The sequence below is a fragment of the Asticcacaulis sp. P4_H10 genome, from assembly GCF_056400965.1.
The window spans coordinates 212,030-237,733 of the sequence record NZ_JBFUKH010000002.1 but is presented as its reverse complement, the minus strand read 5'-3'; the positions used below and the strand labels follow the sequence as shown (position 1 = coordinate 237,733).

Below are 25,704 nucleotides of genomic sequence, written 5' to 3'. Positions count from 1 at the left end.
CAAAGGCGCCCCCGATTTTTCATAATCGCACATCCCCCTTGGCTGTGGCCGTTGATTTGCTACAATCGCCGCAATGACACTTTCTCCCCACATGTCCGGCCTGATGAATTCGACCGCGCCGTTGAGCGAGCTCGACGCGCGGGCACGCGACATCTTCCGCCACGTGGTGGAAACCTACCTGGAGACCGGTGAACCCGTCGGCTCGCGCACCCTGTCCAAGGGCGGCGTCCATCTGTCGCCGGCCTCCATCCGCAATACCATGCAGGACCTGTCGGCGCTGGGTCTTCTCTCCGCGCCACACACCTCGGCCGGGCGGTTGCCAACCCACCAGGGCCTGCGCCTGTTTGTCGACGGCCTGCTGGAAATCGGCGATCTTAGCGAAGAGGCCAAGCGTGACATCGAAACCCGCCTGACGGCAAAAGGTAATACCTTCGACGCAGCGCTGCACCAGGCCGGAAATCTGTTGTCGGGTTTGGCCGGAGGTGCCGGCCTGGTCATGACCCCGGTGTTTGAGGCTGGCGTCAAGCACGTCGAATTCATCAGTTTAAGCTCGGATCAGGCCCTTGCGGTCATAGTCTATGACGACGGCCGGGTCGAAAACCGCCTGATGCCTCTGCAGGGCGGGATGACCCCGTCCGTGCTGCAACAGGCGTCCAACTATCTGAATGTCCATCTGAAAGGCCGCACCCTCGCAGAGGCGCGTGTAACGCTGAAGACCGAGCTCGACCAGGAACGCCAGATGCTCGACGAAGCCGCCGCGACGCTGATCGAGGCGGGTTTGGCCGTCTGGTCAGGCGGTGACAAGGAAAAGCGCTCTTTGATCGTCCGCGGCCGTGCCAATCTGCTGGGCGGTGCTGAAACTCAGGAAGACCTGGAACGCGTTCGCCTGCTTTTCGACGATCTCGAGCAAAAAGAAGAGCTGATCGACCTGCTCGATGACGTTCGTGACGCTCAGGGGGTAAGAATTTTCATCGGCGCCGAGTCGAAACTGTTTTCTTTGTCGGGTTCGGCTGTTATTGCAGCGCCCTACATGATGAGTGACGGTCGTGGCAGCGGGCCCAAGGTGGTCGGCGCTATCGGCATCATCGGCCCGGCCCGGTTGAATTATGCACGCATCATCCCACTTGTGGACTACACAGCCAAGATTCTGGGCCGCCTGCTCGACTAAGGCGGCTGAACGTTTAAGGACCTATGCGATATGAGTGAACAGACGGAAACTCCTGAAACCGGCGACCTGGAAGCGGACGCCACGGAGCTTCTCAACAAGGCGCTCGAAGAGCTGCAGGCGGAAAACGTCGCGCTCAAGGAGCAGGCCCTGCGATACGCGGCCGAAGCCGAGAACACCAAGCGCCGCGCCGAGCGTGAGTCCAACGACGCCCGCGCTTTCGGCATCCAGCGTTTCGCCACCAGCCTGCTCAACGTCGCCGACGTGCTGCAACGTGCCCTGGCGTCGGCGCCGAATGAGATCACCGATCCGGCTTTCAAGAACTTCGTCGCAGGCATCGACATGACCGAAAAGGAACTGGCCGGTGCGTTCGAAAAGAACGGCGTCAAGAAGATCGCGCCGATGAAGGGCGACAAGTTCGACCCGAACCTGCATCAGGCCGTTATGGAACAGCCCTCGGAGGACGTTCAGGGCGGCGGTATCATCATGGTCATGCAGGCCGGCTACGAGCTGTTCGGCCGCGTTATCCGCCCGGCAATGGTGGCGGTTGCGGCAAAGTCCGCTGGCGCGCAACCGGCGAAGAACGGCTACGACGGCGATGCCGGTGAAGCCGCTGGCGAGACCGTGAATACCCAGGCGTAAAACTTATGGTGTTTGGGGTCTGGGACCCCAAGTCTTCCCTTCAAAGAAAAACCCTCGCCCTAAAAAGGCGAGGGTTTTTCTTTGAAATAAAGGTTTGCGGGGCCACAGGCCCCACACCCCAGAAGCTTTACAACTCGGATAACAACGTATTACGCTCGCCCATTCGGGGAGCGCGTCATGACAACACCATCAGCCGACACACCGCTAAGCACGACAGCCGCGCGGCTTGATTTCGTCGATGCCCTGCGGGGGTTGGTCATCGTGCTGATGGTGCTCGACCACACACGCGATTTCGTCCACCTGACAGGCATGACGGGCAATCCGCTCGATCCGAAAACCACGACGCCGGCGCTTTACGCCACGCGCTGGATCACCCATCTGTGTGCACCTACCTTCGTCTTCCTGTCGGGTGTGTCGATCTTCCTGCAGTCAACTAAGGGAAAGACCGGCTGGCCGCTGTCGCGTTTTCTGCTGACGCGCGGCCTGTGGCTCGTCTTCCTTGAACTGACGGTCGTCAATTTCGGCTTCGACTTCGCCCCCGGCATCTTCCTCCAGGTCATCTGGGCCATCGGCGTCAGCATGATTTTTATGGCCGGCATGGTCTGGTTGCCGCGACCGGCCGTCCTTCTGACCGGCGTCGCGATCGTCGCCGGCCATAACCTGCTCGACGGCATCCAGGCGTCTGGGCTTGGTGACTGGGGACTTGTGTGGACGCTGATGATGCAGCCGGGCCAGGTACCTGGCGGTTTTATCCCCTACCCCGTCATTCCGTGGTTCGGCGTCATGTGCCTGGGATATGGGCTGGGCTGGATCTATCTCCTGCCAGCGGAAAGGCGTACGCGAACCTTAGCCGTTGGCGCCGTTGCCTTCATTGCCCTGTTCCTTGTTCTGCGCCTGCCGAATTTCTATGGCAATGGCAGCCTGTGGGCAGTTCCGGCCAATCCGGACCGGACCTGGATGGCGATCATGGACGTGACCAAATATCCGCCGTCGCTACATTACGTGCTGATCACGCTTGGGATTTCAACTCTGATCGGGCTGGCTCTGCAACACGCATCCAAAATCATTATGACGCCGCTGCTGGCTTTCGGACGGACACCGCTCCTGACCTATCTGCTGCATGTCTATGTCGCGCACGGCCTGGGGCTGATCATCGGTATCGCCATGGGTTTTCCGGCCGAACACTTCTTTGGACATCTCAGCGATCCGAGCCGCCTGATCAAGGACGGTTGGGGCCTGACCCTCTGGCAAACCTATCTGGTGTGGCTGACGGCACTGGCTATTCTCTACCCGATATCCAGCGCCTACGCGAAACACCGCGCAGCGCACAAGACGTGGTGGCATAGCTACCTTTAAACTATAATGGTTCGCGACCCCACTTTACGCCAGGATACCCTGCTTGAACGCTTCGGCCCGCAGCCGCTTATGCATGCCGGTAAAGGTGGCGGCACCCGTGCAGTCGCAATTGTACAGGATGGCCACGCTCAGCTTCTCACCCGTCAGGCTGCGCAGGTGGCCGGTAAAGCCATTGACCCGCCCGCCATGGGCCGCGAACGGTGAATTCTCATAACGGCCCAGACCGAGCCCGAACCCGTATTCCAACGGCTCGGATCCGCCGCGCTCCAGCGCCGGCTGGCCGTTCTTCAACACCGCCGGGGTCAGCATGGCCTGCACGCTCTCAGGCTTCAGCACCTTGCCGCTCAGAAGCGCATCGTGCCACAGCACCAGGTCCTCCGTCGTCGAACGGATTGCGCCTGCACCGCCGATAAAGCTGGGCGCCAGGGCCTGCGCCCGGTCGAAGCCATGCGGGCTGCGGAAGTTGTTGCGGTAGCCGTGGCAGCCTTCGGACGCCTGGCAGGTCGCATCAATCGCCGTCTGGGTCATGCCGGCGCGATCGAACAGGTGCTTTTTCGAGAAGTTGCCGAGTGACTGCCCCGATAAGCGCTCGACCACGATGCCCAGCAGCGCGAAACCGCTGTTGGAATAGGCCCAACGTGCGCCGGGTTGCGCCTTGTACAGCGGGCGGCTGGTCGTTTCGATAATGCGCAGCAGTTCGTCGGACGAGAAGTCGCGCATGCGCGCCTCGACCAGCTGGTCTTCGGACTTGCCATTGATATAGTCGCCCAGACCGGCAGTATGGCTCATCATCTGGCGCAGGGTGATATCGGCGGCGCGCGGAAATGCCGGCAGGAAACGCGACAGCGGATCATCGACCGATAGCGCGCCAGCTTCGGCCAGCACCATGACGGCGGCGGCCGTAAATTGCTTGGAGATCGAGGCGATGCGGAAGCCGCTGCGGCCACTGGCCGGGTTGCCGGAGTCAAAATCCGTGACGCCGAACCCCTTGGAATAAAGCAGTTCGCCGGCGCGCATCACCGAGACGCTGACGGCAGGCGACACCTTTTGATCGACGATGTTCTGCGCCAGGGCGTCGACCGACGGCCACTCATGACGAGGCGTAAGATGAACCTCAGGTTTGGACTGGGGCGCGAAGGTTGCATATTTGCGGCCGCCACTGGTCATCATATGATGCGTGGCGGCGCTTCCGGTCAGACCTGCCAGGAGTACACCCACGGCAGCGCGCCGCGACAGTGACACCGGCTTTTGGGGCTCGAAACTCATACGCTTGGTCCGTCTACGCTGGCCCGACGTCGGTTGGCGGGCTTTTAGGCTTTCATGGCTTCGGCAATCTGGTTCACAACCGCCTTGACCTGTTTTTCGTCATCGCCTTCGGCCATGACCCGGATGAGAGGCTCGGTACCCGAAGGCCGGACCAGCACGCGGCCGGACCCTTTGAGCATCTCTTCGCCCTCCCGTATCGCCTGCTTCACAGCGTCAGTGTCCAGAGGACTTGCGCCGGTGAAACGGACGTTTTTAAGTATCTGCGGAACCGTCTCGAATTGACGGCCCAGCTGCGACATAGTCTTACCGGATTCGACCAGAACCGCCAATACCTGTAAAGCGGCCATAAGGCCATCTCCAGTCGTGGCGTGGTCCATCAATATGACGTGTCCGGACTGTTCGCCACCCAGGTTGAAGCCGCCTTCGCGCATGCGCTCCATGACGTAACGGTCGCCAACCTTGGTACGCTCCAATTTCAATTTAATACCGTTAAGAAAGCGTTCAAGTCCGAGATTTGACATCACGGTTGCGACGACCCCGCCGCCCTTGAGCAAGCCCTTCTTGGCCAGGTTACCAGCGATGATCGCCATGATCTGGTCGCCATCGACAATCTGGCCGTTTTCATCGCAGATCACCACGCGGTCGGCGTCGCCATCCAGCGCGATGCCGATATCGGCGCGCAGTTCCTTGACCTTCTCGGCCATGGCCTGGGGCTGGGTCGATCCACACTTTTCGTTGATGTTTATGCCGTCAGGCGTGACACCCAGCGAAAAAACCTCGGCGCCCAGTTCGTAAAGCGCCAGCGGCGCGACCTTATAGGCGGCGCCATTGGCGCAATCGAGCACGATGCGCAGGCCGTTGAGCGTCAGGGTACGCGGGAAGCTGGCCTTGGCGATTTCGATATAGCGCGCCTGGGCGTCATCCAAACGCTGGACACGGCCCAGCTTGTGCGCTTCGGCAACGCCTTCCAGGATATTGCCGTCCATGCGCGCCTCGATGGCCAGCTCGACCTCGTCCGACAGCTTGTAGCCATCGGGGCCGAACAGCTTGATGCCGTTGTCGGCATAGGGGTTGTGCGAGGCCGAGATCATCACGCCCAGATCAGCGCGCATCGACCGCGTCATCATGGCGACACCCGGCGTCGGCAGCGGCCCGAACAGGCGCACATCCATACCAACACTGGTGAAACCTGCCACAAGCGCCGGCTCGATCATATAGCCTGACAGGCGCGTATCCTTGCCGATGACGACCAGGTGGCGGCGATCGGTCTCGGACATGAACATCTTGCCGGCAGCCATGCCGACGCGATAGGCGACTTCGGCGGTCATGGGGAAGGCATTGGCGCGGCCACGGATGCCGTCGGTGCCGAAGTACTTTCTTGAGCTCATTCGCACTCTGCTGGTGAAATTGGTATTAGCGGTTTCGATGCGAAAACCGTGCCGCCCGGTTATAAACCCGCGCCCTGCCCCCGCCACTCACATCTTCGTTCCCAATGTTACGGCGCAAGTCTTAACAAGCGATTTTCCATAAGGTTTTAACCGCCGCTATGTAATCTTTTGTCACGGCAATTTACGCCTCCCTCACGGGTTCTCTGTTATGGAGGATACGCTTTTTTTGAAGACTGCGGGGACAAGACCATATGTGCGGCATTATCGGCATTATCGGCAATTCGGACGCTGCGCCTCGCCTGCTGGAATCGCTACGGCGTCTGGAGTACCGCGGCTATGACTCCGCCGGCATCGCTGTTCAGACGCCAAGTGGTCCAGAACGCCGCCGCGCCGAAGGCAAGATCCGTAACCTCGAAGCCGTTATCGACAAGGAACCGATCGCCGGTCACGTCGGCATCGGCCATACGCGCTGGGCGACCCACGGTGCACCGAGCGTACGCAATGCCCACCCCCACAGCGCAGGCCGCGTCGCTGTCGTCCACAACGGAATCATCGAAAACTTCGCCGAGCTGAAAAGCGAATTGAAGGCCAAGGGCCGCGAATTCGCCTCGGATACCGATACCGAAGTCATCGCACATCTGCTCGATGAGGCGCTCGACCCCGGCGCAGCCCCCAAGGACGCTTTCAAAAGGGTACTCGATCGCCTGCACGGCGCCTACGCCCTGGCCATCCTGATCAAGGGCGAGGATGAACTCTTGTTGGGCGCGCGGCGCGGCTCGCCGCTGGTCGTCGGCTGGGGTGACGACGGGGAGATGTTCCTGGGGAGTGATGCGCTTGCGGTCGGCCCGTTCACCCAGCGCGTCACCTATCTCGAAGAAGGTGACTGGACCCTCGTTACACGCGGCGGCGCCCAGGTGTTTGACGCCAAGGGCGCGCTGGTCAACCGCCCCCTGACCCACGTATCAGCGTCTGCGGCATTGGTCGAAAAAGGCGCCTATCGCCACTTCATGGAAAAGGAAGTCCATGAACAGCCGGAAAGCTGCCAGCGAACCCTGTCAGCCTATCTCGATCCCGTTGCCGCCAGCGTGCGCGAGGACATCAAGGCGGTCATCGACTTTGGTCAGGTCGCCCGCATCCAGATTATCGCTTGCGGCACCGCCTACTATGCCGGCTCAATCGCGCGCTATGCCTTTGAAAAGCTGGCGGGTTTGCCAGTCGACGTCGAAGTCGCGTCCGAATTCCGCTATCGCAGCCCGGCCGTCACGCCCGGCACGCTGGCCGTTGCCGTGTCGCAGTCGGGCGAAACCGCCGACACCCTGGCGGCGCTGCGCTGGTGCCAGTCGCAAGGCCTGAAGACGGCCGCACTCGTCAACGTCCACTCCTCGACCATGGCGCGTGAAGCCGATATCCTGTGGCCAACCCACGCCGGACCCGAAATCGGCGTCGCCTCGACCAAGGCCTTTACCTCGCAACTGTCGGCGCTTCTGGCGCTTTGCATCTCCGCCGCCCGTCAGCGCGGCAAGATCACCGCGCACGAAGAGGCGCATCTGGTGCGCACGCTTCTGGAAGCGCCAGGCCTGATCGCTGAAGCGCTGAAGATGGATTCTGAAATCACGCGCATGACCTATGACCTGTCCAAGGCGCGTGACGTCATCTATCTCGGTCGCGGGGCCATGTATCCGCTGGCGCTGGAAGGTGCACTGAAGCTCAAGGAAATCAGCTATATCCACGCCGAAGGCTATGCCGCCGGCGAGCTGAAGCACGGGCCGATCGCCTTGATCGACGAAAACACGCCAGTCGTGGTCATCGCACCCGATGATGAGCTGTTTGAGAAGACGGCGTCGAATGTCCAGGAAGTCGCCGCGCGCGGCGGCCGCGTCATCATGATCACCGACATCCCTGAAAAAGTGCCCGCCCTGTCGGGTGACGCTGCCAAGACATTGAAGGTCATCCGCAATCCGGCCTGCGATCCGTTTATTGCGCCGCTGATCTATTCGGTGCCGATCCAGCTTCTGGCCTACCACACCGCCGTCCACAAGGGCACCGATGTCGATCAGCCGCGTAACCTCGCCAAGTCGGTGACGGTGGAGTAGCTTTAGAGCCAGCGTCTCGTCGTGCGGCAGTAGTCCTCATAGGCCGCACCGAAAACGCGCTGCATGGCCGCTTCTTCCTGTCGGATATACCAGCGGTCGGCAATAACAATAAAGAGCGCCGCCAGGATCAGCGGGATAAGCCCGCCTGTGCCGATCGCAATGCCTGTCAGGAACAGCGCAAAGCCAAGATATATCGGGTTGCGGCTTATCTTGAACCATCCATCCGTCACCAGCACATCCGGGTCATTGAACGCCATAAGGTTGGTATGAGCTTGCCGGAACTGGCTGGCGGCTGTCACGGACATGTAAAGGCCACCGACAATGCCCAGCAGGCCGATATTGACCCACGGCGGCCCGAACAGGACAACGCCCGGAAACCAGACGCGGCTGGCGAACATGGCAACGGCAAGTATGCCAACAAGCACGGGCGGCAGCAGTTTCATGTCAGGTGCGAATCTCATTGGCGAACGATGACAACACCATAGGCCGTTCGCCTACCATTTCCTAGACTCGCAATTTTTAGCAACTTTTTAGTTGCTTTTTGTGGGCGATTGGCACATTATGCAACTTGGAGGTTGCCATGGATCAGATACCCGATGCTATTGTCAAAACCATAAATCTTAAGGCTTCCCAGGACCGCGTCTGGCGAGCGATCGCGGATTCATCGGAGTTTGGCCAGTGGTTCGGCTGCCGTTTCGACGGCCCGTTCGTCACGGGCCAGCCGATCGCCGGCAAGATGACACCGACCGTCGTTAACGACGAAATTGCCGAGATGCAAAAACCATATGAGGGCTTTCCCTTTAACATCGTCATCGAACGGATAGAGCCGCAAATCCTGTTTTCTTTCCGCTGGCACCCTTATGCCGTCGATGAAGGCAAGGACTATTCGGGAGAGGCCGAGACCCTGGTGACCTTTGCCGTCGAACCTGCAGACGGCGGCACGCGGTTGACCATAACCGAGTCCGGTTTCAGCCAGTTGCCGCCGGAGCGCCAGGCCCAGGCCTTTACGGCCAATGAAGGCGGCTGGGAGGCCCAAATCCATATGGTGGAGGCGTGGCTTGCCCGCTGAACCCGCCGAAGTCTTCGCCGCCCTTGGCGACGAAACGCGCCTGACGCTGATCGCACGTCTGATCGCCGAAGGACCGTCACCCATCGTGCACCTCAGCACCGGCACGGCGATGACGCGTCAGGCTGTGACCAAACATCTCCAGGTCCTTGAAAAGGCCGGCCTGGCAAGGCGTCAGCGCATCGGCCGGACGACACTGTGGCAACTGGAAGCGTCGACGCTTGACCGTGCCCGGCGCAGCCTCGATGCACTGTCGCGCCATTGGGATGCCCGTCTGGCGCGACTTCGCAATCTGGTCGAAGATTAGAATTTTTACCGATTGGCGCAAAAATTTCCGAAAAAAATAAACTTCTCGGGATGACAAACGACAAAACATAGGCAATATGCCAGCAACTCCTGTTTTGTTCATCATTCCCAGACAGCCATCCCATGCGCGACTTTTACCGTATCCGCCGCCTGCCCCCCTACGTTTTCGAAGAGGTCAACAAGGTCAAGGCCCGCCTGCGTGGCGAAGGCGTTGACGTGATCGACTTCGGCATGGGCAATCCCGATATGGCGACGGCACCGCACATCGTCGACAAGCTGATCGAGACAGTCCAGAAGCCCAAGACGCACGGCTATTCGGTGTCAAAAGGCGTCCAGGGCCTGCGCAAGGCCATGGCCGGCTATTATGATCGCCGCTACGGCGTCAAACTGAACCCCGACACCGAAGTCGTCGCCACGCTCGGCTCCAAGGAGGGCTTCGCCAATCTCGCCATGGCGATCACGGCGCCGGGCGACACGGTCATCTGCCCGAACCCGGCCTATCCTATCCACGCCTTCGGCTTCCTGATGGCCGGCGGCGTTATCCGCCATGTCCCGGCCCTGTCCCCCGAGCAATACCTGTCGGGCATCGACAAGGCCGTGAAGCATTCCGTGCCTACGCCGTCGATCATGATCGTCTCCTATCCGTCGAACCCGACCGCGCAGTGGGTCGATCTCAACTTCTACAAGGAGGTCATCAAGCTGGCGAAAAAGCACGATCTTCTCGTGCTCTCCGACATTGCCTATTCAGAGATTTATTTCGACAACAACCCGCCGCCCTCCATTCTGCAGGTCGAAGGCGCCATTGAGCGCTCGGTCGAGATCAATTCGCTGTCCAAGACCTACGCCATGGCCGGCTGGCGTATTGGCATGGTTGTAGGCAATGCCCAAATCTGCGCCGCACTGGCGCGCGTAAAGTCTTATCTCGACTATGGTGGCTTCGCGCCGATCCAGGTCGCCGCCGCCGCCGCGCTCAACGGTCCGCAGGACAATGTCGATGACATCCGCGCCACCTACAAGTCGCGCCGCGACGTGCTGATCGAGTCGATGAAGCGTGCCGGCTGGGACATTCCGCCACCACCGGCGTCGATGTTCGCGTGGGCCAAGATTCCGCCGAAGTTCGAGCACATGGGCTCAATCGAATTCGCCAAGCTGCTGATCGAGGAGGCGCACGTCGCCGTCGCACCCGGTCTCGGTTTCGGCGAATATGGCGAAGGCTATGTCCGTATCGGCCTGGTTGAGAATGAACACCGCATCCGCCAGGCCGCCCGCAACATCAAAAAATTGTTACAACCGGACGCCAAAGTCGAATCGAACAGCCCCGTGAAGGTTGCTTAGCGCGAATTGACGCCGTTTTACGGCCTCTGGCACAGGGTCTTAAGCACCTGTTTCATAATGGCAAAAAAGCTCCGGCCGTTACCGGAATGCGGGTGATTTTTGCATTTTTGCGACAATCACGTCACACCGGTTGAGGCTGGACACCATAAAATCGTTTAATCTTTTGACTCGCGCCTGGATTTGCGCTTCACTTCCCATGGTGCAGTGCACACTTTTGTCAAAACTTGACATTATCGACGCGGGCTTCACATCGACCGCCAGGGCTATCGGGCCTTAAGGTCGCTGGGAAATTAAAGAGGTGTAGCGTGGTCAGTGTAGAATTCAACGTAAACTCGGCGTCGGAGCAGGAAGCTTTCTTCGGAGCCTTTTTCAAATTCGTTGAAGCCTCTGCGTTAAGCGAAGCCGATGCCATTTCCGTTCGGGCCGATACGCGCGGCGCGGAGCAGGTCAAGGTCGTGACGTTTGAAAACGACATTCAGGCTGACCGTTTTCAATCTTACTGGACGCAACGCCGCAAGTGGCTGGGGCTTTAAAGCTGCACTCTTTTTGCTATAGGTTCGGCGCAAACTGATCCGGACCTCGCATGAGCCTCAGGCGCCTTCCCCTTCGCATTCGACTGCCCCTTATCCACGGCGCCCTTGAGCACTTGGCCAAATGGCGCAGCCGCTCGTGGATCAAGGCCGGGAACGCGACCATCCATTCCGGTGATTTCGTCATCTCGGGCTTTCTGAACGACAGCCTGGGCATAGGACGGGCAGGACGGCTATCGGCGACGGCGTTTAAGGCAGCCGGTTACACATTCAGCGAATATGACTTGCGCCCGGCCTTTAAGCGCTTTGTCCAGGGGGGCATGGCGCTGCCGGGCCAGGGCGGCGTCTGGTACATTCACGCCAACCCCGCCGAAGCGCTTGTTGCCTTTCTGGCGCACGACCCTAAAAGCTGGGCTGATCGCTATCGCATCGGCTTTTGGGCGTGGGAGACGCCGAAAGCGCCGAAAAGCTGGGTGTTCGCAGCCGATTACCTCCACGAAATCTGGGTCCCCAGCCGCTTTGTCCATGACGCCGTAGCCCGAACCTTTACCGTCGCCGGGCGCGATGATCTCAATGCGCGCCTGCGCATCATGCCGCATCCGGTGCCATTGCCGCCCTCGCATGGCCACGCCGAAATCAACGCTATCCGCCAGACCTTCGGTCTTCAGCCGGAGCTGTGCGAGATCTTGAGCCTGTTCGACATCAAATCCTCGAACGTGCGCAAGAACCCTTGGGGCAGTATTGACGCCTGGACGCGCGCTTTTCCAGTGCCAGCGGAAACCGCGCGACTGACGCTGAAGGTCAGTGACCTGAGTATGGATCGCGCCACCGAACAACGGCTGAACGCGGTGCTGTCCGAACGCGCCGATATTCAAATCATCAGCGAAAAGCTGAACGACGCCGATATGGACACCTTCATCGCTGCGTTCGATGCCGTCCTGTCCCTGCATCGTTCGGAAGGCTTCGGGCTGCCGCTCGCCGAAGCCATGGCGGCCGGTGTGCCGGTCATCGCCACCGGCTGGTCCGGCAATGTCGACTTTATGACCAGGGACAATGCCTGGCTGATCGCGGCGAAAATGATCCAGATCGACGACCGCGAAGGCCCCTATACCGGTCTTGAAAACGACCCCGACCAGGTTTGGGCAGACCCCGACCTCGACGCAGCAGCAAGCGCCATCCGCGAGCTGGTCGACACCCGCGCGGGCCTTAGCAGAATGCGCGAGGACGGCCGGCGCGCCATCGCAGGCCTGCATGAACCGTGGCAGGCTCTAGCCACGCTTCCCTTCAATCAATGGCTTTAAAAGGCGGGTCAGGAAGCGATCCAGGCCCGAGTGATATTTCGCCAGATAAGGCTCGGCCTTGTCGCGGATAAGGTCCACAATCTCACGCCGCAGCGGCGATGCACCATCCAGGTCTTTGTAACTCAGCATATCGAGACGATTGGCGTGCGCAATATCGCCCAGAAGCTGGCCCACCCGCTGCGTGGTGCCGTTTCGAAATGACGGGACATCCTCTTTATAAGACCCCGGCTCATGACCGATATTGATAAAGCAGGCGTCGCCATACTTGCTTTTCTGGATGTGGACATAGGTCTGGGTCGCCAGGGTCCTGCGTATCCAGACAGTGCCCTGGCCGGAATTCTCACGCTCATATCCCAGCGGCTTGAGGATGTCGTCGATCTCGTTAATCAGCAGGCGCAGACTGCGCTTCCGCACCTCAGGCGAGACAAGAGCACCAGCTGGGTTTTCAGATATGGGCGTCATCTGGGATCTCCGACCGGACGATACGGCATGAACCCACCGAAGCAAAGGCCAATCCGGCTTAAGGCTTGACTCTTTGGCCCGTTTATCGCATTGCACGCACCACATCCGCGCAAGCCTTTTGCGCCCTTGTTCAAACCCTTCGCGATCACGACCCTGCACATAGGTGCAATGAGGATCGGAAGGCTCCCCGATAGCGCGTTGCGCCCTCGGGGATTTTCTGTTTGCGGCAAAGGCGCGAAGAGCGAGAGGAATTAGAGCATGTTTGACAGTTTGAACGAGCGCCTGTCCGGTCTTTTTGACCGCCTGTCGGGTCGCGGCGTCCTTTCGGAAAAGGACGTCGACGAAGCCCTGCGCGAAGTTCGCGTCGCCCTGCTCGAAGCCGACGTCGCCCTGCCGGTCGTGCGCCAGTTCATGACGCGCGCCCGCGAAATGGCGACCGGCGAAGAGATCATCAAGGCCGTTCGCCCCGCCGATCAGGTCGTCAAGATCGTCTATGACGGCCTGATCGAAATGCTGGGCGGCGAAGAGGCCGAACCGCTCAACCTCAATGCCGTGCCGCCGGTCGTCATCCTGATGGCGGGTCTGCAAGGCTCAGGTAAGACCACGACCACCGCCAAGCTGGCCCTGCGCCTGTCGAAGTTCGACCGCAAGAAGGTCATGCTGGCCTCGCTCGACACCCGTCGTCCGGCGGCCATGGAGCAGCTAAAGATCCTGGCCGAACAGGTCGGCGTCGACTTCCTGCCGATCGTCGCCGGCCAGGGCGCGCTCGACATCACCCGCCGCGCGTTGCAGGCCGCGAAAATCCAGGGCTTCGACGTCCTGATCCTCGACACCGCCGGCCGCACGACGCTCGATGAAGCGCTGATGACCGAAGCTGCGGACATCGCGAAGATCTCGAACCCGACCGAAACCTTTCTGGTCGCCGACAGCCTGACCGGTCAGGACGCCGTGCGCACGGCTGCTGCCTTCCATGAGCGCCTGCCGCTGACCGGCCTGATCCTGACGCGCGCCGACGGTGATGCCCGTGGCGGCGCCATGCTGTCGATGCGCGCCACCACCGGCCTGCCGATCAAGTTCCTCGGCGCCGGCGAAAAGATCGACGCGCTCGACGTCTTCGACGCCCGCCGTATCGCCGGCCGCATCCTGGGCCAGGGCGACGTCGTGGCTCTGGTCGAAAAGGCCGCGCAGGAGCTTGATGCTTCGAAAGCCGCTGCCGCCGCCAAGAAGATGGCCAAGGGCCAGTTCGACCTCGACGACCTGGCCCAGCAGCTGCAACAGATGAAGCGCATGGGCGGCCTCGGCGGCATCATGAACCTCCTGCCGGGCGTGCAGAAGGTCAAGAAGCAGATCGAAGAGTCGAATATCTCAGACAAGACCTTTGACCGCCAGGTGGCGATCATCTCGTCGATGACCAAGATCGAGCGCAAGAAGCCTGACCTGCTGAACGCATCGCGCAAACGCCGTATCGCCGCCGGCGCTGGCGTCGAGGTCCAGGAAATCAACCGCCTGCTGAAGCAGCACCGCCAGATGGCCGATACCTTCAAATCCATGGCGCGTTCCAACGGCCGCGGCATGATGGGCCAGATGGCCAAGATGTTCGGCATGGGTGCCGGCGGCCAGCCGCCCAATGTCGAAGAGATGGCCAAGCAGCTGGGCATGGACCCGAATGCTCTGGGCGGCCCCGGCGGGCCGGACATGGAACAACTGAAAAAGCTCGGGGCCGGTGGGCTTCCGGGCGGGCTGCCTGGCCTAGGCGGCGCCAAACCTCCTTCGGGCCTGTTCGGTGGCCTGCCGGGTCTCCCCGGTGCAAAGCCGTTCGACCCAACCAAGAAATAACTCTTTAAACTTAGGAACTCTGAAATGCTTAAGATTCGTCTGTCCCGCGGTGGCTCCAAGAAGCGCCCTTACTACACGATCGTCATCGCTGACGCCGGCGCACCGCGCGACGGCAAGTTCATCGAAAAGGTCGGCACCTATAACCCGATGCTGCCGAAGGACGCCCAGCGCGTCACGCTCAAGGTCGAGCGCATCCAGGAATGGCTCAAGAAGGGCGCCCAGCCGACTGACCGCGTCGCGCGCTTCCTGTCGCAAGAAGGCCTGGTGAAGTGGGAACACGGCAACAACCCGCAAAAGGGCACGCCGGGCAAGAAGGCCCAGGAGCGTACCGCTGAGCGCGCCCAGCGCGAACAGGACCGCCTGGACGCCGAAGCTGCTGCCAAGGCTGAAGCTGAAGAAGCCAAGGCGGCTGCCGCTGCAGCCGCCAAGGCCGAAGCTGAAAAGCCAGCTGAAGCGCCTGCCGCTGAAGAAGCTCCGGCTGCTGACGAGGCCCCGGCCGCAGAAGAAACCCCGGCCGAAGAAGCCTAAGGTTTTCGGGATATCGATATGGAAAGGCCGGAGCCCACGCTCCGGCCTTTTTTCTTTGTCCGGCAACCGTATCCCCTTCTTACTCTGCCAACTCTATAGTACCGGCAAAGGAGCCACTCATGATCCGCGTTTTTGCCTGCCTCGCCCTGCTTGCCGCCGTTCCCGCCGCCGCAGTCACACCGGCTTATCTCGATGATCGCTCGACACCGCAGACCCTGATCCGCTCCTATTACAACGCCATCACGCGCAGCGAATATTCCCGCGCCTACAGCTATTATCCCGCGAACAACCTGCCGGCCTTTGCTACTTGGTCCAAGGGCTACGAGAACACGCGCTCCGTCGAAGTCCTGACTGGCAAGGCCATAGCCGATCCCGGCGCCGGCAACATCTATTATAATCTACCCGTCGCCATCCGTTCGGTCAGCAAGGCTGGCAAGGTAGAGGTCTTCGGCGGCTGTTACGTCCTGCACATCACCAATTTCGGCATGCAGACCGAACCGCCCTACCAGCCGATGACCATCCGCAGCGGAAAACTGAGCAAATCGACGAAGACACTGATGCTGGCCTTGCCGAAGTCATGCGCGCCATAACTTGCATAAGCTGCGCGTATTGATTATGCGCACACCATGAACACTCCCCAATATATCTTCGTCGCGCAGGTCGGCGCTGCCCACGGCGTCCAGGGCGAATTCAAGCTGATCAGCCATATGGATGATCCGGCAAGCGTCTTGGAGCACGACCCGCTGCTGAACGAGAAGGGCGAACCCGTCCTGTCGATTACGGCCGCGCGCGAGCACAAGGGCGCCCTGCTGGTTCGCGCCAAGGAAGCACCCGACCGGACGGCCGTGGAAAAGCTCAAAGGCCTGAAGCTCTATATCAACCGCGCCGATTTGCCGGAGCCGGACGAAGACGAATACTACATCACCGACCTGATCGGGATGAGCGTCGTCGATACGGCCGGCCAACCGGTCGGCAAGGTCTCTAATGTCGAAAATTTCGGCGCCGGCGACCTGCTGGATATCAAGCCGCTGGAAGGGGCAAACTTTTATCTTCTGTTCATCGCGGAAAATGTGCCCGAAGTTCGCCTGAGCGACCGGATCATCGTGGTCGATCTCAGCGGCATCTAATCATAGTACCGGGGTTTGGGGCCAAAGAACGCTTCTTGGGACCCCATATCTTCTGAAATCAAAGAAAAGCCCGACCTCTAAAGGCCGAGCTTTTCTTTGATATTAAAGGCTTGGGGCCTCAGGCCCCAAACCCCGATACTATAGGCAAGCGTCACACATGAATACCGCCAGCCACCTCGATCCGCTGGCCATTGAGCCAACCCGCCTCATCCGACAACAGCACCGAGACGATGCCGCCGATATCGTCCGGCAGGCCAACACGGCCAAGCGGCGTACGGCTGGCGAGCAAGGCCTTCAGGTCGGGATTGTCCCGCACCCGTCCGCCGCCAAAGTCCGTCTCAACGGCGCCCGGTGCGACTGAGTTCACCCGGATACGGCGCGGTCCCAGTTCCAGAGCCAGATAGCGCGTCAGGACATCAACCGCACCCTTCATTGATCCGTAGACGGATGATCCTGGATAGCAGAAGCGCGCCAGGCCAGACGACAGGTTCAGAATCGCCCCGCCGTCATTGATGATCGGCAACAGGGTCTGGGTCAGGAAGAACACCCCCTTGAAGTGGATGTTGACCATATCGTCGAGCTGCGCCTCGGTCGTTTCCATGAACGGCACATAGAGCCCCGTCCCGGCATTATTGACCAGGAAATCAAAGCGGTCAGCATTCCACGTCGTCTTCAACGCCGCCCGCACCTGCTCGGCAAATCCCGCGAACGTCGAAACCTTGCCCGTATCCAGCTGCAAAGCGACCGCCTTGCGGTTCATCTGCTTCAGTTCGGCCACCAGGCTTTCCGCCTGTTCGCGATTGGAATGGTAGGTAAAAATGATATCGACGCCTTTGGCCGCCAGATGATGCGCCATATTGCGGCCCAGGCCGCGGCTGCCGCCGGTAATTAGTGCAATAGTCATAGACCCTCCTGTCAGTTGCTGTCTGACATTTACTTGATCGTTCAAACCGGATAAATTTCGCAAAAGCGACATCACTGTTCGGATTTTTGAAACAATGAACCAGTTCGACGCCATCACCGCCTTTGTCCGCGTCGCCGAACTGTCGAGCTTTACCCAGGCCGCCCTGTCGCTTGGCTTGCCGAAATCGAGCGTGTCGGCAGCCGTCCTGCAATTGGAAACGCACCTCCGGGTCCAGCTTCTCTACCGCACCACGCGGCGTGTGCAGCTCACCCACGACGGCCAGGCCTATCTCGACCGTGCGCGAGATATGCTGGCCGATCTGGAAGACATGGACGGCATGTTCCTGCATGCGCCGGCGGACCTGACTGGTACTCTGCGTGTCGATATGCCGGTGGCCATGGCGCGCAATCATATCATCCCGAACCTGTCCGCATTTCTCGACCGCCATCCGGGCCTCGAGATCGAACTGAGCTGCACCGACCGGCGCGTCGATGTCGTCGCCGAAGGGTTCGATTGTGTGATCCGCGCCGGCGTCATGGGCGATTCCGGCCTGATGGCGCGGCAGCTGGGCGGCATGCCGATGCTGAACGTCGTCAGCCCCGCTTATATCGCGCGTTATGGCATGCCGCACACGCTCGATGATCTCGACCACCATCGGATGGTTCACTACGTCATGCAGCTGGGTAGCAAACCCTTCGGCTTCGAATACTGGGACGGCCAGACCTATCAGAGCCGGCCGGTGGCGGGGGGGCTCAGCGTCAACAACACCGCAGCCTATAACAGCGCTGCCCTGGCCGGCCTCGGCATCATCCAGGCGCCGAAATCGGGCGTGCAGGACAGTCTGGCGGACGGTTCGCTGGTCGAGGTCCTGCCGCAATACCACGCCGAGCCCCTGCCGATCGCCCTTGTCTATCCGCGCCGCCGCCATCAAGCCCGCCGCGTCCGGGCCTTCATGGACTGGGTCACGGAGGTCATGGCGCCCTACCTTGATTGACAGGGCGGCATATCCTGTCATGCTGACGCGAACAAAATAAAGACCATGAAGCGCCCCACCTCCTTCGACATCGCAGCCCTGGCCGGCGTCTCACAGGCGACGGTCTCCCGCGCTCTGTCGAATACCTATCCAGTAAGTGAGGACGTCCGCCGCCGCGTCTACGAGGCGGCGGCCAAGCTGAACTACACGGTCGATATCAACGCCCGCAAACTGCGCTCAAAGAAGATCAACACCATCGCCGTCCTGGTTTCCGAAGACCTCGACAGCGAAGACAGCCGCATCAATCCGTTCTTCCTGCCGCTGATCAGCTCGATTCTCGACTATGCCGGCGACAAGGGTGTCGATGTGCTCGTTTCCCTGCAAAAGCAGAGCGCCAACTGGGGCGCTGACTACGGCTTTGCGCGGCGTGCCGACGGGATCATCTTCCTCGGTTACCGCGACTTCGAGACCTACAAGCAAAAGGTCGATGTGCTGCGGGAAGTCGGGGAACCATGGGTCGTCTTCGGTCCCGTCATGCAGGGTGAACCCGACCTGTTTGTCGGCTCGGATAACGAAACCGGCGCCTATGAAGCTGTGGCACATCTGATCCGGCTTGGACGCAAGCGCATTGTGTTTCTCGGCGAGGCGTCGGAACGCCATTCCGAGTTTTTCGAGCGCTTCAAGGGCTATCAACGCGCCCATGCCGAAGCCGGCCTGAGTGTCGATTCTACGCTATCCGTCGACTGCTTTATCTCCCGCGAAGAAGGCGCCGCTGCCGTGCAGCGCCTGCTCGATCAGGGCACGCAGTTCGATGCTGTCTTTGCCGTGACCGATTTGCTGGCCATTGGCGCTGTCCAAAGCCTGCAGAAGCGCGGATTGCATGTGCCCAAGGATGTTTCGGTCATGGGCTTCGATGACCTGTGGGTATGTACCTGCATCAATCCGGAACTGTCGACCGTGCGCCAGGATACAACTACGGCGGCGAAGGTCTTGGTCGATACGCTGGCAAAGCTGATCGACGGCGAAAAGGTCGAGATGACGCGGATACCCACTCGCCTGGTTATCCGCGAGTCGTGCGGGGGCTGACGCCTATTTCCACGCCTTATTGACGGCCTTCGTCCACTCACGCGCCATCAGGCCATGACCGGCGTAGGTCGGGTGGACACCATCCCAGGCCCAGTGTTCCGCCGGCGCCAGCTTCTGTGCCTCATCGAAAGCGCGCTGGTATTCGACAAATGGCAGATTGTACTTGGCGGCCAGCTTGCGCGCGACGGCCTGGCGCTTGGCCAGCTCGGCGCGCTTGGCGTCGTAGTCGGCCTTGTAACCGCCGGACGGCAGCAGGAAGGATTCGCCGAGCACGATCTTCACATTGGGCAGGGCTTTGAGCGTTTCTGCGATAAGCGTGTCGTAGGTCTGTTCGTAGGTCTCGACCGTCTCGCCGTCCGCATAGAAGGTGTCGTTGACGCCGACCATGATGCTCAGCACATCGGGCTTGAGCGCAATCGTATCGGCCTGCCAGCGTGCGGCGAGGTTGACGACCGTATTCCCGCTGACGCCGCGATTGATGAACAGCAGCCGGCGTTCGGGATAGTCGAGGCCGATCTGCGCCGCGACAATATAGGCGTAGTCTTGGCCCATGATGTGGTTCTGATCGTCGCCGGGCCAGCGTCCGCCTTCGGTGATGGAGTCCCCCTGGAACAGGATGGTCGCGCCCGGCGTCAAGGCCTTCAGCGCGGGCTTGGCGTAGGCCGGGAGCGCCATGGTGGCCATGATCAGAACAATCCCGAACAGTTTGCGCATGGTTGGCCCCTTTGTGATGCGGCAACCTGCTTAACATATGGGGTGTGGGGTCCGCGACCCCACAGACTTTCCTGATATCAAAGAAAAACCCCCGCCCTAAAAGGGCGAGGGTTTTCTTTGATTTTAGAAGGCCCTTGGGGCCGCAGGCCCCAAACCCCGAATGTTTAGAGGATCGACTGGCCCGTCTTCGCCCAGTCGGCCAGGAAGGTCTCAAGACCCTTGTCCGTCAGCGGGTGCTTGACCATGTCCTTAAGCAGTTGCGGTGGCAGGGTGGCGCAGTCGGCACCGGCAAGTGCCGCCAGTTCAACGTGCTTGGTGTTACGCAGCGACGCGGCCAGGATTTCGGTGTCGAAATCATAGTTGTCGTACAGGGCGCGGATATCGTGGATCAGTTGCATGCCATCGGCGCCCTGGTCGTCGAGACGGCCAACGAACGGCGACACGAAGGTCGCGCCAGCCTTGGCAGCCAGCAGTGCCTGATTGACCGAGAAGCACAAGGTCACATTGGTCATCAAGCCTTGCGACGAAAACTCACGCGTCGCCTTCAGGCCGTCGATCGTCAGCGGCACCTTGATGACCACGTTCGATGCGATCTTGGCCAGCTTTTCGCCTTCCTTGATCATGGTCGCAGCATCGGTCGCGGCCACTTCGGCCGAGATCGGGCCTTCGATCAACTCGCAGATTTCCTTGATGACTTCAGCGATGTTACGGCCCGACTTGGCGATGATGGTCGGGTTGGTGGTCACACCATCGACCAGGCCGGCTTCGTTGAGCTCGGCCAGAATGGCGGTGTCGGCGGTATCGGCAAAAAGCAGCATTTGGAAGCCCTCTGATCTGGCAGCCGGAACGTTCCTGACCACTTAAGTCGGGAATTGGCTTTCAACCGGCGGAATTTTTCTTTATTGGGGCCATAAAGACTGTTCCCCGATCAAACTCAAGTACTTTTTTGTAATGAATGATACCGCTAACACAACTGCGCCGAAAGTGGGATTTGTGTCACTGGGTTGCCCAAAGGCCCTGGTCGATTCCGAGCGTATCCTGACGCGTCTGCGCGGCGAAGGCTATAGCACAGCAGCCGATTACAGCGGCGCCGATGTCGTAGTCGTCAATACCTGCGGGTTTCTCGACTCAGCAAAAGAAGAGAGTTTGAACGCCATCGGCGAGGCCATGGCCAAGAATGGCAAGGTCGTCGTTACTGGCTGCATGGGCGGCGAAGAAGACCTGATCCGGTCGCGCTTTCCGAACATCGCCGCCGTCACCGGCGCGCACCAGTACGAAGCCGTCATGGACGCGGTCCATAACATCGTCCCGCCCCGCCCCGATCCCTTCCGGCCACTCGTTCCGGAAGACGGCCCCGGTGTCCGCCTGACGCCCAAACACTACGCCTACCTCAAGATTTCGGAAGGCTGCGACCACCGCTGTTCCTTCTGCATCATCCCGTCCCTGCGCGGTGACCTGGCCTCGCGCCCCATCGCCGAAGTCCTGCGCGAAGCCGAAACGCTGGCGAAGTCCGGCGTCAAGGAACTGCTGGTCGTCTCCCAGGACACCTCGGCCTACGGGCTGGATATCAAGTACGCCCAAAGCGAATGGCGCGGCCAGAACTGGGACGCTTCGTTCGAAGACCTGGCGCGCGGGCTCGGTGAGCTGGGCGTCTGGGCGCGGATGCACTACGTCTATCCGTATCCGCACGTGAACGCCGTCATTCCCTTGATGGCCGAAGGCAAGATCCTGCCGTACCTGGACATTCCCTTCCAGCACGCCAGCCCGAAAATACTCAAACTGATGAAGCGGCCGGGTAATCAGGACAAGACGCTGCAACGGATCGAATCCTGGCGCGAAATCTGCCCGGACCTTACCCTGCGTTCGACTTTTGTGGTCGGCTTCCCGGGCGAGACCGAAGCCGATTTCAACCTGCTGCTCGACTGGCTGGAAGCCGCACAGATCGACCGCGTTGGCGCCTTTGCCTATGAAAACGTCGAAGGCGCAGCTGCCAAGCTGCTACCCGACCACGTGCCGGAAGAGGTCAAGCAGGAGCGCCTGGCGCGCTTCATGGCCGTTGCTTCGCGCATTTCCGCCCAGAAGCTGACGAACAAGGTCGGCCGTATCGAAGACGCCATCGTCGATGATATCCGCAATGACGGCACCGCGATCGCCAGAACCCGCGGCGATGCACCGGAAATCGACGGCCACATCTTCCTGAAAGGCTTTACGGGTCTGAAAGCTGGCGACATCGTCAAGGCCAAGGTGACCAAGGCGGATGCCTACGATCTGTGGGGCGAGCCGGAAGGGCTGATCAAGCTCAACCGCGTGCCCGGCGCAGTGACCAACCGCCGGATGCACAATCTGATCTCGCGGCGGTAGTCAGCAAGAAAGAGACCCCACCACCACGCCCCTTCGGGTCGCGGTCCCCCTCCCCGGCAAAGCCAGGGAGGTATAGAATTAATGCACTTCACCTACACCTCCCTGGCTTTGCCGGGGAGGGGACCGCACGATTGAGCCATCGATAGATGGCGAATGAGATGTGGTGGTGGGGTTTCTTTGTTAAGTTACCCGCGTCAGTTTGCCGTCGACATAACCGTAGCTGACCACCTCACCCGCCTTCAACGCAATCTCGAGCGTCTCGGAGCCATGCACCAACCGCGTCTTGATCGCCTTAGCCGCACGCAGGGTCAGACGCTCAGGCGCTCCCTCCCGCCACGCCAGATCGAGCCCGATGCCACCGCGTGCCTTCAGTCCCTTGACCGAACCGTTTGGCCAGGCTTTCGGCAGGGCCGGCAGGATCAGGATCTCGTCATTGTACGATTGCAGAACCATCTCGGTCATGCCCGACGTACCGCCGAAATTGCCGTCGATCTGGAACGGCGGGTGGGCGTCGAACATATTTGGATAGGTGCGGTCAGGCCCCAGCAACAGTTTCAGGATACTATGGGCACGATCGCCTTCGCCCAGACGCGCCCACAGATTGATCCGCCAGGCGATTGCCCAGCCGGTCGACAGGTCGCCACGCATATCCAGAGATTTCTTGGCTGCGTTCGCCAGCTCCGGCGTGTGGCGGGTGGTAATCTGCGACGACGGAAAAGCGCCATAAAGGTGCGAGACGTGACGATGATGCATATCGCCCGCTTCCAGGTCCCAATCGTCCTTCCACTCCTGAAGCTGACCGGCCTTGCCGATCTGGTTCGGCACCAGCTGATCCCGCAGGGCAATGACCTCCTTGCGGAAAGCCTTGTCGGTTTTCAGGATCTCGGCGGCCTTGAGCGTATTGTTGAACAGGTCGCGGATGATCTGCATGTCCATGGTCGGACCGGCGCAGATCGAGGTGCCGAACTTGTGCCGGTTCTCAGGTGAGATCGAGGGGGCAGTGACCATGTAGCCGGATGCCGGGTCCTTCACGAGCGTATCGACAAAGAACTGCGACGCGCCCTTCAGCAGCGGATAGATGTCCTTCAGGTAGGCGGTGTCGCGGCCATAGTCATAGCGATCCCACAAGTGCAGGCACAGCCACGCGCCGCCCGTCGGCCAGGTGCCGTAAAAGGCCGCGTCGATCGGACCCGTCGCGCGCCACAGGTCGGTATTGTGGTGGGTGACCCAACCGCGCGCGCCGTACATGATCTTCGCCGTCTCGGCGCCGGTTATCGAAATATCGCGCACCATGGCGACCAGAGGATCGACGCATTCGGCCAGGTCGGTCGGCTCCGCCGGCCAGTAGTTCATCTCGGTATTGATATTGATGGTGTACTTGCCGCCCCACGGCGCGTTCAGCTTCTCGTTCCACAGCCCTTGCAGATTGGCCGGTTGCGTGCCCGGCCGCGAGCAGCAGATCAGCAGGTAGCGGCCATACTGGAAATAGAGCGCGGCCAGGGCCGGATCGTCCTGGGTCTGCGACTTGGCGATGCGTTCATTCGTCGGCAGATCGGCAAAGGCTGTGCGGCCGAGATTGACCGAAACGCGGCTGAATAGGCGCTGATGCTCAGCCAGATGCGCCGCATAAAGCTGGTCCCAGCTCTTGCCGGCGGCGGCATCGATCTGCCCTTTGGTGATGGCTGTCGGGTCGCCCGAGACATCGCGGAAGGATTTGTAATTGGTCGCCGCCGCCATAAAGACGAGGACGCTGTCGGCATCCTTGACGACCAGTTCGTCGGTGCCCGAGGTCTGTACGCCGCCTTCGGCCACCACGCGGACGCGGCTCTCAAACCGCAGCGCGCCGTCCTTGCCGGCGTGCGGACCATTGCGGCCGGAAAGCACGATGTCGCGATTGCCTGAGATCGAGACATTGCCAACCTGCGGTGTCTCGAAGCCTAACTGGAAGTCGATGCTGCCCGGTTTATCGGCGGTCAGGCGCATGACCAGAACCTGATCGACCGGAGAGATAAAGGTCTCGCGTTTGTAAGTCACGCCGTCCTGGCGATAGGTGACGGTCGACACGGCACGCGTCAGGTCCAACTCGCGGCGATAGCTAGATGCATTGGACGACACGCCAAAGGTTAGCCACATCTCGCCGATCGTCTGGTACGACACCTGGCGGATCGGATCGGCCATCATCTGCGCCTGGATGAGTTCCTGCGCTTCGAGGTACTTGCCGTCAAAGATCAGCTTTCGAACTTCCGGCAGGGCGGTCAGGGCCTTGGGGTTGGCGGGCTGATACGGCGCACCGGCATAGAGGGTGTCTTCATTCAGTTGTAGGCGTTCACGCGCCACGCCGCCGAAGACCATGGCGCCCAGCCGGCCATTCCCGAGCGGCAAGGCGTCGGTCCATTCGACAGCCGGCCCCTTATACCACAGCGTTAGGTCATTGGGCGTTGCCACCGGTGTCATTGTCAGGCCGATTTTAGGCACAAAAGCCAGCCCGCCGATAGCGGCGGCAGAAGTCATCGCCGTACGGCGGGTAATCCGCGGAACCTTCATAGTCTCAACCCCTGTCTCATAGGGCATTTCCGCCCGTTTTTGTCGCTGTAGTCCGGCAGGCGTCACGCTATCACGGCGTTCGTTTTCGGCAATAAAATTATTTTCAAATATAGCAACAGCTCCCGCTAATGATAGCAGGAGCCGTTACCCTACCTTTGGCCAAATCTGCGTTGCAGACTGATCTTGATGCGCGCGTGGGCATCTTGCGTTGCTGGCCGCACAAAGTCATACGCGATATCGCGCCAGTCGGGATGGTCGGCCTCAAAACCCAGCCGTTCCAGCATAGCCAGCGAACTAACGAAGAAGTGGTGGCGATACGGCAGCAACACACCGCCATTGGCCGCCTGGAATTCCCGCGCTTCCTCGTAATTGTTGAACCACGGATTGAGGCTGTCGCGGAGGGACGGCCCGGCGAAGAACTCGGAAAAATCGAGCCCTGATTGCGCCTGCTTTAGCTCGGTCCAGCTGTCGAAGCCGGCCTCATCGGCCACGACGGCCAGGGCGTGCTTCAGTTGCAGGGCTTCGGGCGGATTGCGCAGCGACGCAAAACGCGTAAGCGCAGCAGCATCGCCGGCACGCGCCTGTTTCAACAGCCGGGCGGCATCGCGTTTGATCGATTCAAGGGAAAGGGTTGCCTGTTCAGGCATGGGAAAGCTCCTTTGCTACCGGCCTTTTCCCCATCCTGAGAAGACCGCAAAAGAGTAGACTGTGGTACTGGATA

General features: G+C 60.5%; 25 protein-coding genes. 16 read left to right on the top strand and 9 right to left on the bottom strand.

Annotated features, from left to right (window positions below; all coding sequences use genetic code 11):
- Positions 1 to 73 precede the first annotated feature (73 nt).
- From hrcA to AC1DON_RS05210, 3 genes are all read left to right on the top strand, one after another.
- Positions 74 to 1,168 carry a heat-inducible transcriptional repressor HrcA gene (hrcA, locus tag AC1DON_RS05220; RefSeq protein ID WP_476933692.1) on the top strand — a complete coding sequence of 365 codons (1,095 nt, stop codon included), beginning with the start codon at positions 74 to 76 and terminating at the stop codon, positions 1,166 to 1,168.
- Between the two features lie 30 nt (positions 1,169 to 1,198).
- Positions 1,199 to 1,807 (top strand): nucleotide exchange factor GrpE, encoded by a 609-nt coding sequence (grpE, locus tag AC1DON_RS05215; RefSeq protein WP_476933691.1) that lies wholly within the window; start codon positions 1,199 to 1,201, stop codon positions 1,805 to 1,807.
- Positions 1,808 to 1,984: 177 nt separating this feature from the next.
- Positions 1,985 to 3,163 (top strand): acetyltransferase domain-containing protein, encoded by a 1,179-nt coding sequence (locus AC1DON_RS05210; protein WP_476933690.1) that lies wholly within the window; start codon positions 1,985 to 1,987, stop codon positions 3,161 to 3,163.
- A 24-nt stretch (positions 3,164 to 3,187) separates the two neighbouring features.
- On the opposite strand, the gene AC1DON_RS05205 is transcribed toward AC1DON_RS05210, so the two are convergent.
- Both AC1DON_RS05205 and glmM read right to left on the bottom strand, forming a co-directional pair.
- A complete protein-coding gene (locus AC1DON_RS05205) occupies positions 3,188 to 4,429 on the bottom strand; it encodes a serine hydrolase domain-containing protein (protein ID WP_476933689.1) in 1,242 nt (413 codons plus the stop codon).
- A gap of 44 nt (positions 4,430 to 4,473) precedes the next feature.
- Positions 4,474 to 5,817, bottom strand: a complete 1,344-nt coding sequence (glmM, locus tag AC1DON_RS05200; protein WP_476933688.1) for a phosphoglucosamine mutase — start codon at positions 5,815 to 5,817, stop codon at positions 4,474 to 4,476.
- A gap of 251 nt (positions 5,818 to 6,068) precedes the next feature.
- On the opposite strand from glmM, the gene glmS reads away from it, so the two are divergent.
- The gene (gene glmS, locus AC1DON_RS05195; protein ID WP_476933687.1) at positions 6,069 to 7,910 is read left to right on the top strand and encodes a glutamine--fructose-6-phosphate transaminase (isomerizing); all 1,842 of its coding nucleotides are present in this window, start codon (positions 6,069 to 6,071) and stop codon (positions 7,908 to 7,910) included.
- 2 nt (positions 7,911 to 7,912) lie between these two features.
- Here the strand turns inward: glmS and AC1DON_RS05190 are convergent, their stop codons facing one another.
- Positions 7,913 to 8,353 carry a methyltransferase family protein gene (locus AC1DON_RS05190; protein WP_476933686.1) on the bottom strand — a complete coding sequence of 147 codons (441 nt, stop codon included), beginning with the start codon at positions 8,351 to 8,353 and terminating at the stop codon, positions 7,913 to 7,915.
- A 137-nt stretch (positions 8,354 to 8,490) separates the two neighbouring features.
- Between AC1DON_RS05190 and AC1DON_RS05185 the strand changes: the two genes are divergently transcribed.
- The 5 genes from AC1DON_RS05185 (at position 8,491) to AC1DON_RS05165 (ending at position 12,448) form a co-directional block, all read left to right on the top strand.
- Positions 8,491 to 8,979, top strand: coding sequence for an SRPBCC family protein (locus AC1DON_RS05185; protein WP_476933685.1), 489 nt, complete (start codon positions 8,491 to 8,493; stop codon positions 8,977 to 8,979).
- Positions 8,969 to 9,283: an ArsR/SmtB family transcription factor gene (locus AC1DON_RS05180; protein WP_476933684.1), complete on the top strand. Its 315-nt coding sequence runs from the start codon at positions 8,969 to 8,971 to the stop codon at positions 9,281 to 9,283. Before AC1DON_RS05185 ends, AC1DON_RS05180 begins: the two co-directional genes overlap by 11 nt.
- Before the next feature lie 122 nt (positions 9,284 to 9,405).
- Positions 9,406 to 10,617, top strand: a complete 1,212-nt coding sequence (locus AC1DON_RS05175; protein WP_476933683.1) for an LL-diaminopimelate aminotransferase — start codon at positions 9,406 to 9,408, stop codon at positions 10,615 to 10,617.
- 305 nt (positions 10,618 to 10,922) lie between these two features.
- Positions 10,923 to 11,150, top strand: coding sequence for a hypothetical protein (locus AC1DON_RS05170; RefSeq protein WP_476933682.1), 228 nt, complete (start codon positions 10,923 to 10,925; stop codon positions 11,148 to 11,150).
- 113 nt (positions 11,151 to 11,263) lie between these two features.
- On the top strand, positions 11,264 to 12,448 hold the full coding sequence (locus AC1DON_RS05165) for a glycosyltransferase (RefSeq protein ID WP_476933681.1): 1,185 nt from the start codon (positions 11,264 to 11,266) through the stop codon (positions 12,446 to 12,448).
- Here AC1DON_RS05165 and AC1DON_RS05160 read toward each other — a convergent pair.
- A complete protein-coding gene (locus AC1DON_RS05160; protein ID WP_476933680.1) occupies positions 12,416 to 12,910 on the bottom strand; it encodes a DUF4304 domain-containing protein in 495 nt (164 codons plus the stop codon). The two genes, AC1DON_RS05165 and AC1DON_RS05160, sit on opposite strands and share 33 nt — an antisense overlap.
- 258 nt (positions 12,911 to 13,168) lie before the next feature.
- Between AC1DON_RS05160 and ffh the strand changes: the two genes are divergently transcribed.
- The 4 genes from ffh to rimM all read left to right on the top strand — a co-directional run bounded on the left by ffh (position 13,169) and on the right by rimM (position 16,401).
- A complete protein-coding gene (ffh, locus tag AC1DON_RS05155) occupies positions 13,169 to 14,746 on the top strand; it encodes a signal recognition particle protein (RefSeq protein ID WP_476933679.1) in 1,578 nt (525 codons plus the stop codon).
- A 24-nt stretch (positions 14,747 to 14,770) separates the two neighbouring features.
- On the top strand, positions 14,771 to 15,274 hold the full coding sequence (gene rpsP, locus AC1DON_RS05150) for a 30S ribosomal protein S16 (RefSeq protein WP_476933678.1): 504 nt from the start codon (positions 14,771 to 14,773) through the stop codon (positions 15,272 to 15,274).
- A 119-nt stretch (positions 15,275 to 15,393) separates the two neighbouring features.
- Positions 15,394 to 15,864, top strand: coding sequence for a hypothetical protein (locus tag AC1DON_RS05145; RefSeq protein ID WP_476933677.1), 471 nt, complete (start codon positions 15,394 to 15,396; stop codon positions 15,862 to 15,864).
- Between the two features lie 36 nt (positions 15,865 to 15,900).
- Positions 15,901 to 16,401, top strand: coding sequence for a ribosome maturation factor RimM (rimM, locus tag AC1DON_RS05140; protein ID WP_476933676.1), 501 nt, complete (start codon positions 15,901 to 15,903; stop codon positions 16,399 to 16,401).
- A 151-nt stretch (positions 16,402 to 16,552) separates the two neighbouring features.
- Here the strand turns inward: rimM and AC1DON_RS05135 are convergent, their stop codons facing one another.
- Positions 16,553 to 17,305: an SDR family NAD(P)-dependent oxidoreductase gene (locus AC1DON_RS05135; protein WP_476933675.1), complete on the bottom strand. Its 753-nt coding sequence runs from the start codon at positions 17,303 to 17,305 to the stop codon at positions 16,553 to 16,555.
- Positions 17,306 to 17,399: 94 nt separating this feature from the next.
- Between AC1DON_RS05135 and AC1DON_RS05130 the strand changes: the two genes are divergently transcribed.
- Both AC1DON_RS05130 and AC1DON_RS05125 read left to right on the top strand, forming a co-directional pair.
- Positions 17,400 to 18,299 (top strand): LysR family transcriptional regulator, encoded by a 900-nt coding sequence (locus tag AC1DON_RS05130; protein ID WP_476933674.1) that lies wholly within the window; start codon positions 17,400 to 17,402, stop codon positions 18,297 to 18,299.
- A gap of 45 nt (positions 18,300 to 18,344) precedes the next feature.
- Positions 18,345 to 19,364 carry a LacI family DNA-binding transcriptional regulator gene (locus AC1DON_RS05125; RefSeq protein ID WP_476933673.1) on the top strand — a complete coding sequence of 340 codons (1,020 nt, stop codon included), beginning with the start codon at positions 18,345 to 18,347 and terminating at the stop codon, positions 19,362 to 19,364.
- Between the two features lie 3 nt (positions 19,365 to 19,367).
- On the opposite strand, the gene AC1DON_RS05120 is transcribed toward AC1DON_RS05125, so the two are convergent.
- Both AC1DON_RS05120 and fsa read right to left on the bottom strand, forming a co-directional pair.
- Positions 19,368 to 20,078 (bottom strand): SGNH/GDSL hydrolase family protein, encoded by a 711-nt coding sequence (locus tag AC1DON_RS05120; protein ID WP_476933672.1) that lies wholly within the window; start codon positions 20,076 to 20,078, stop codon positions 19,368 to 19,370.
- A gap of 164 nt (positions 20,079 to 20,242) precedes the next feature.
- Entirely contained in the window at positions 20,243 to 20,896 is a 654-nt protein-coding gene (gene fsa / locus AC1DON_RS05115) for a fructose-6-phosphate aldolase (RefSeq protein ID WP_476933671.1), read from the bottom strand.
- A 175-nt stretch (positions 20,897 to 21,071) separates the two neighbouring features.
- On the opposite strand from fsa, the gene rimO reads away from it, so the two are divergent.
- Complete coding sequence (gene rimO, locus AC1DON_RS05110) at positions 21,072 to 22,439, top strand: 30S ribosomal protein S12 methylthiotransferase RimO (RefSeq protein WP_476933670.1); 1,368 nt, start codon at positions 21,072 to 21,074, stop codon at positions 22,437 to 22,439.
- A 180-nt stretch (positions 22,440 to 22,619) separates the two neighbouring features.
- Here the strand turns inward: rimO and AC1DON_RS05105 are convergent, their stop codons facing one another.
- A complete protein-coding gene (locus tag AC1DON_RS05105) occupies positions 22,620 to 24,983 on the bottom strand; it encodes a glycoside hydrolase family 95 protein (protein WP_476933669.1) in 2,364 nt (787 codons plus the stop codon).
- Between the two features lie 149 nt (positions 24,984 to 25,132).
- Positions 25,133 to 25,630 carry a hypothetical protein gene (locus AC1DON_RS05100; RefSeq protein WP_476933668.1) on the bottom strand — a complete coding sequence of 166 codons (498 nt, stop codon included), beginning with the start codon at positions 25,628 to 25,630 and terminating at the stop codon, positions 25,133 to 25,135.
- Between the last annotated feature and the right edge of the window lie 74 nt (positions 25,631 to 25,704).